The sequence below is a fragment of the Rhodoferax sp. genome (assembly GCF_028715765.1).
In the GTDB taxonomy this organism is placed as follows: Bacteria; Pseudomonadota; Gammaproteobacteria; order Burkholderiales; family Burkholderiaceae_C; genus Rhodoferax.
Window position 1 is genome coordinate 1 of sequence record NZ_JAQURE010000081.1, and the last position, 6,235, is coordinate 6,235.

The following is a 6,235-nucleotide window of genomic DNA, read 5'->3' on the forward strand; positions in this document are numbered from 1 at the left end:
GATACCCGCATCATGGTCACCCTGCCCACCGAAGCCGCAGACGACGTGGCTCTGGTGCGTGAGCTGGTTGAAGCTGGCATGGACATTGCGCGCATCAACTGCGCGCACGATGCCCCTGTGCAGTGGCGCGCCATGGCAGCGCATGTGCGCAAAACCGCCAAAAAAGCCGGCCGCAAAGTGAAGATATTGATGGATTTAGGTGGCCCAAAAATCCGCACGGGTGCGATTGCGCCTGGTGCGGCGGTGCTCAAACTCAAGCCAGCTAAAGACGAGTTTGGCCATATTTACAGCCCGGCGCAGTTGGGCATGCAGGCCATGGGAGCGTGCCAACCCATGCCCGGTGTGGCGGTGTGTGTGGGTGTGTGGCAAGAGTGGTTAAGCCGGCTGAAGGTGGGCGCCAGCATAGAGCTTACCGATGCCCGGGGTGCCAAACGCCACTTGCTGGTCACCCGCTGCGACAGCACCGGTGCCGTGGCCGAGTGCTTGCGCACCACCTACATCACCCCCGAGACCGTGTTGCACCTGAAGCACCCCAAAGGCAAAAAAACGTACACCAGCCTGGTGTGTCAAATTGAAAACACCCCCGGCGTCTTGCGCCTGTCGGTAGGCGACCACCTGCTGTTGACCCGCCCCCGCACCGCGCAGCCACCGGACTTTGAAGACTTTGACCAAGACCCCGACACCGCCTTGCCGCAGGTACCTTGCACCTTGGCACAAGTGCTTGATAAGGTCAAAGTGGGGGAGCGCATCTGGTTTGATGATGGCCGTTTGGGTGGGGTGATTTGCAGCATGTACGCCGATGCGGCAGAGGTCGAAATCACCTACGCCCGCATAGGTGGCGAAAAATTGGCGGCCGACAAAAGCATCAACCTGCCCGACAGTCAGCTGAATTTACCTGCGCTGACTGACAAAGACATCACTGACCTCGACACCGTGGCCGAACTCGCCGACATGGTTGGGTTGTCGTTTGTTCAAAACCCCCAAGACATCGCGGCTCTGTGTACGCATTTGCAACGGCTGCAGCGCAACGACATGGGGCTGATCTTGAAAATTGAGACGCTTCAAGGTTTTGAGCGCTTGCCCGAGTTGATGCTGGCCGCCATGGCTGCGCCACACGTTGGCATCATGCTGGCACGTGGCGACCTGGCGGTGGAATGCGGCTTTGAGCGCATGGCCGAGGTGCAAGAAGAGATCTTGAACTGTGCCGAGGCTGCCCACATGCCGGTGATCTGGTCTACCCAGGTGTTAGAAAAGCTGGCTAAGACGGGGTTGCCTAGCCAGGCAGAAATCAGCGATGCGGGTTTGGGGGTGCGCGCTGAGTGCGTCATGCTTAACAAAGGGCCGTTCATCACCGAGGCTGTTCATACCCTTGATCACCTCTTGCAACGCATGGCCGGACACCCGCAAATTGCCACCTACCCTTTGACACGCTTAGGGTCAAAGGCGCAAAAAAGCAGCCTGACCTTACTCACGAGTTGATTTAAGCTTTCTCTGGGGTCGGCTGCATGTCTGGTGGGTCGATCACTTGCCCCTGCATGGCCAGGGTATAAGCTTGGTCGCTGATATCAAGCAAGCGCAATTTCTTGGCGTAGTAGCGGTCTAGCCGCCACTCGGCCAAGATTTCAAGCGCTAACAAAAAGTTGGCATGCTTGAGCTGGTACAACTGCGGTACCGAAATTTTGCCGCCGCTTTGCAGTTGCAACACCAGAACTGAGATGATTTGGGCATCAGCGTCCAATGGGTCGGCTTGAATGAGTTTGCGGGCTTTTTTGATGGCAATCATGATGGTCTTGAATGGCGCTGGCTGTTGATAAGCAGACTTGCGCTCTAAAAATGGAAGATGTGTTTAAGGTACATCACTAAGCGCTTCTTTTTGATGAATTTTTGATGTCATTGGTGTGACATGTTTTTTGTAAATGGCCATACATTCTGCTCTTTGCGTCAGCGTACACACCCAAGCCCTACCGCTCAAAGCGTGCATTAGAGTAAGCTGTAGCCACCCACAGAAACTTACAGGAGAACGTCATGAGTGATTCACAACACGCTGGTTTTGCCAAATTTGTGCCCGGCTTTGACTTTTTGCAAAACCTGGCCAAAAACGCGACGCAAGCCGTGCCGCAAATGCCCAACATGGCCAACTGGATCGCGCCCACGCTCAATGAAGAAGAGCTTGAAAAACGCATTGCTGAACTCAAAGCGGTGCATTTCTGGCTCGATCAAAACTCCAAAGCCCTGGGTGCCACGGTACAAGCGCTTGAAGTGCAAAAAATGACGCTGGCCACCCTCAAAGGCATGAACTTCAATGTGGGCGATCTGGCCAATGCCTTCAAGCTCAAGGCCGTCGACACCGTGGCCAGCAGCGTGCACAAGGTCACCGAGCAAGCTGCTGCCACCGCCCACAGCGTGGCCGAAGCCGCAGAAAAAACCGAAGCTGCAGTGCAAAAAATTGCTGCTGCCACCACACCAGCCGCTGCCCCCGGCATGGTTGACCCGATGCAGTTGTGGACGGCGCTGACCCAGCAGTTTCAGCACATTGCCGCTGGCGCCATGCAAGAAGCAGCCAAGGCCACCAGTTTGGACATGGGCAAAAACCTGGTCAAAGCAGCGGCCAAAGAAACTGCCAAAGCCATGTCCAAAGGCGCAGCCAGCAGCTCCGCCAAAAAGCCTGCTGCCAAAACCGCAGCAGCTCAAAAAACGGTTAAAAAAACAGCGGCTAAGACCGCTCCACGCAGTCGCAGCTAAGGCCTGGACGCTGGGTTTGGCATGAAACTTTTCCCCTACGCACACGCCACCCACCCACAGTGGGGCATGGCCGCCAATCTGGCGCTGGCGCAGTTGCGCGCCCAAATGGCATTGCACGGCTATGCCAGCAGCCCCACGCTGGCGCTGCTCTACATCACCGACCACTACGCTGCCCATGCCAAGGCCATTTTGGACCACCTCAGTGCCGAACTGCCCGAGATCACCGACTGGGCGGGCACCGTGGGGGTGGGCATTGCGTCCAACAACGTGGAGTATTTTGACGAGCCCGCGCTGGCCGTGATGCTGCTAGAGCTGCCCAGCGACCAATACCGCGTGTTCTCAGGCGTGGCACCGCTGGGCTTGACGTTTGAAGCCCACACCGCCTTGGTGCATGCCGACGGCCAAACGCCCGACGTGGCCGATTTGATCAAAGAGCTGGCCGAGCGCACCGATGCCGGTTATGTATTTGGTGGCCTGGCCGCCAGCCGTGGCCCCGCCGTGCAGTTTGCGGTGGCGGCAGACGGCACAGTCAAAGGCCAGGGCAACACCAGTGGGGTGTTTCACGGTGGCTTGAGCGGGGTGGCATTTGGCTCCGAGGTGGCGCTGGTGTCGCGCGTGACGCAAGGCTGTTTGCCCATTCATGGTGCGCACCAGATCACCCGTGCCGACCGCAATGTGGTGCTGGCGCTGGACGGTGAGCCAGCACTGACTGTGCTGCTGCGCGAGCTGCAAGTGACATTGGACGAGCCGCGTGAGGCACTGGTCGCCATTCGCAACACGTTGGCCGGGCTGACCGAGCCCGCCAGCCTGGTGGATGCCACCCCCACGGTATTGCGCACGGGCAACTTTGGCCCCGACGTGATGGTGCGCCACATCATTGGCCTGGACCCCGCCCGCGCTGGCGTGGCGCTGGCCGATGGCGTGACAGAAGGCATGGCGCTGGCGTTTTGCCAGCGCAACGTGCAAGCAGCGCGCGCTGATTTGATGCGCGTGTGCGCAGAAATTCGCGAAGAACTTGAGCCGCAAGAGCAAGCGCTGGAAACCGCTACCGCTCTGGCCGCCTCTGACGCTGAGGCGGCGCCCCACGCCGCGCGTGGCATTGCTGGCGCCATTTACGTCAGCTGCAATGGCCGTGGCGGCGCGCATTTTGGCGGTGACAGTGCCGAGCTGCAAATCATCCGCCGCGCCTTGGGTGATGTGCCTCTGGTGGGCTTTTTTGCCGCCGGAGAAATTGCCCGCCACCACCTGTATGGCTACACCGGCGTGCTGACGGTTTTCACAGGTAAATAGGCCTCTAGCGCTTATAAATAGAGCGCAGATAGCTACATTAAACGTAGCTATTATTTGATTACCCTGGGTGTTTGCAGCCTGCGCCTTGGGGCCATGGCAGACCCCGCAAGCTCAAACTCAAAACGGGCAGTCAAAGGCCTCTTGCCTGGCCTGCTCTTGCTCACGCAGCCAGCGCTTGAAATAGACATCGTTTTGCACCGCCAGCAGGTCGTCTTACATGCTGGCATGTCTTCACGCAACATTTGCTCAGCTTCTTTCAGGTGGCGGCGCAGCGCGGCGGGGCTGAGGGTGCTGAACATGGGCAATTTCAGCTCTGTGATCATTTGCCGTTCCACTGCGTGGTTGAACCGCTTTTGTGCCGGTAACAGGGTGGCGCTGTCAAACTGCAGCGCCGACACCGCCAGCGTGTGCGTGGTGTTGCCGGGGCGAGTTGGTGTGGCAGAGGGTGAAAGTTACCCAGGCTGGGGCATGGTGGGAGCGATTTGAATTGGAAATATTTTATATATAAAAAGCCTGTAGTGCTTATTAAATAATCGTTAGTAGCTATTAAATATGTAGTAATTAAGTTGTGTTGTTGACGGCAGTAGCGCCAGGTGACGCGCTTCAGGGCTGGTATTTCTGCAGCTCGGGCGTGGCGGCCAGGGTGGCTAGTGTCGTCAAAGGTCAGAAGGGCGCTAGCCCTTGTCAATCAATCGTGAAGCGCCCCTATTTTTTTGGTTGGCCAATGGTATGACTGGGTCGTCATGCCAACCACGGCGGCGACCTGATGGCTGAATACTTCAAAGATTGAATTTTTTGCTTAAGAGCTGGGTCGATAGGCTCACAGGCGAACAGCTTAAACTGAACCACGCCTGAGCGCTGCCAGCTTGGCCATTTTTTGGGAGTCATGATTTGATGCAAAACATTCTCAACGCTGTGAACATGCCGCGGGCCCAGTGGGACGAGGCAGCCTTGCGCAAGGCTTTTTACCAAGACATCAAAGAGCGTTACGCCCGCATCAAAGACTTTGAAAACAAAAAGCAGCCCGAAGAAAACCGGTTTCAGCTGCGCATCAACGCCGACACCAAACCTGGTGCCGTGCCTTATGTGGCTTTGATTGCGCCAGAGCAAGACACCTCGGGTCCGTATGGTGGCCTCAGTTTTGTGGTGTTTCCTGCCGATGCAGTTGGCCCGTCTTTGATTTGCATGGTGGTAGGCACCCAGTCGATTGCGCCGGATGACATGGTCTTGGGCCGCCCAGGGCACGCGCGTCAGTGCCGAGCCATTGCCCGCTGGCTATCCACCTTGGCGTCCGGCAGTTTTGCCTGGGCCAAACGTGAGCCGGTCAATACCGATGAAAAGCTGCCTATGGCCGTCAAGGAGCGCCTGACACCCTGGCGCAACACACTTGAAAAGTATGGCCAGGTGATCTACGCCTGCTACGCCCCGGCCGGCAGTGGTACGCCAGCTGATCAAAGTGCACGTGAATCAGCCTTGACGGTGCTGATAGATTTGTTCATGGACGTGCGCGGTGTTGAACGCAAAGCGCTGGCGCAAGCTGCTGCCCAGTCCGTGAAAGCGCAATGGCTGGCGCACCTGATGCCGCCGGTGCAAAGCCAGCAGGTGACCGACCTGTTGCAGACACGTCGGTTCGTGATTTTGGAGGGTCCACCCGGTACCGGCAAAACACGTTTGGCCACAGAGGCCGTGCTGCGCGATGTGTTTGGCGGTGTGGGCGAGGTGATTCAGTTTCACGCCGGCACCACCTATGAGTCTTTTGTGGGCGGTTTGCGACCTGTGACCGACGACAGTGCCCAGGGTTTTCGGTTTGCACCGGCGGCAGGACATTTGTTGCGTGCCATCCAGCAGGCTCATGCCAAGCCACATCTGCCTTATGTGTTGGTGATAGATGAGATCAATCGTGCCGATTTGGCCAAGGTGCTGGGGGAGTGCCTTTACCTGTTTGAACCGGGGGCAATGAATCGGCAAGTGGCGCTTGAGCACGCGTTCACTGAGATCGGTGGACATAACCTGCGCTTGCCGCCTAATTTGTACATCTTGGGCACCATGAACACGGCCGACCGCAGCATTGCCTTGATCCCAGATAATCCATTAGAGATTTCGATGTTTCAAGCGAGTCCGAACTTGTGCAGACTTGGGTCAATTTCAGCTTGAGCCCAAAGGCCCTCAAACCACTTTCGTCGCCGTCGTGCCAAAGCCATTC

The 6,235-nt window shown here is 57.4% G+C and carries 5 protein-coding genes; 4 read left to right on the forward strand and 1 reads right to left on the reverse strand.

Features of this window, described 5'->3' with window-relative positions:
• Window positions 1–1,479, forward strand: a 1,479-nt coding sequence (locus tag PHT20_RS16015; protein ID WP_301021306.1) for a pyruvate kinase, incomplete at its 5' end; no start/stop codon positions are given.
• Window position 1,480: 1 nt separating this feature from the next.
• Here the strand turns inward: PHT20_RS16015 and PHT20_RS16020 are convergent.
• Window positions 1,481–1,783, reverse strand: a complete 303-nt coding sequence (locus PHT20_RS16020) for a hypothetical protein (protein ID WP_301021307.1) — start codon at window positions 1,781–1,783, stop codon at window positions 1,481–1,483.
• A gap of 242 nt (window positions 1,784–2,025) precedes the next feature.
• Here PHT20_RS16020 and PHT20_RS16025 point away from each other — a divergent pair, with 242 nt between their 5' ends.
• From PHT20_RS16025 to PHT20_RS16035, 3 genes are all read left to right on the forward strand, one after another.
• Window positions 2,026–2,742, forward strand: coding sequence for a PhaM family polyhydroxyalkanoate granule multifunctional regulatory protein (locus PHT20_RS16025; protein ID WP_301021308.1), 717 nt, complete (start codon window positions 2,026–2,028; stop codon window positions 2,740–2,742).
• Between the two features lie 21 nt (window positions 2,743–2,763).
• Window positions 2,764–4,032, forward strand: a complete 1,269-nt coding sequence (locus tag PHT20_RS16030) for an FIST N-terminal domain-containing protein (RefSeq protein ID WP_301021309.1) — start codon at window positions 2,764–2,766, stop codon at window positions 4,030–4,032.
• A gap of 894 nt (window positions 4,033–4,926) precedes the next feature.
• Window positions 4,927–6,186, forward strand: a complete 1,260-nt coding sequence (locus PHT20_RS16035; RefSeq protein ID WP_301021310.1) for an AAA family ATPase — start codon at window positions 4,927–4,929, stop codon at window positions 6,184–6,186.
• The last annotated feature ends 49 nt before the right edge of the window (window positions 6,187–6,235 follow it).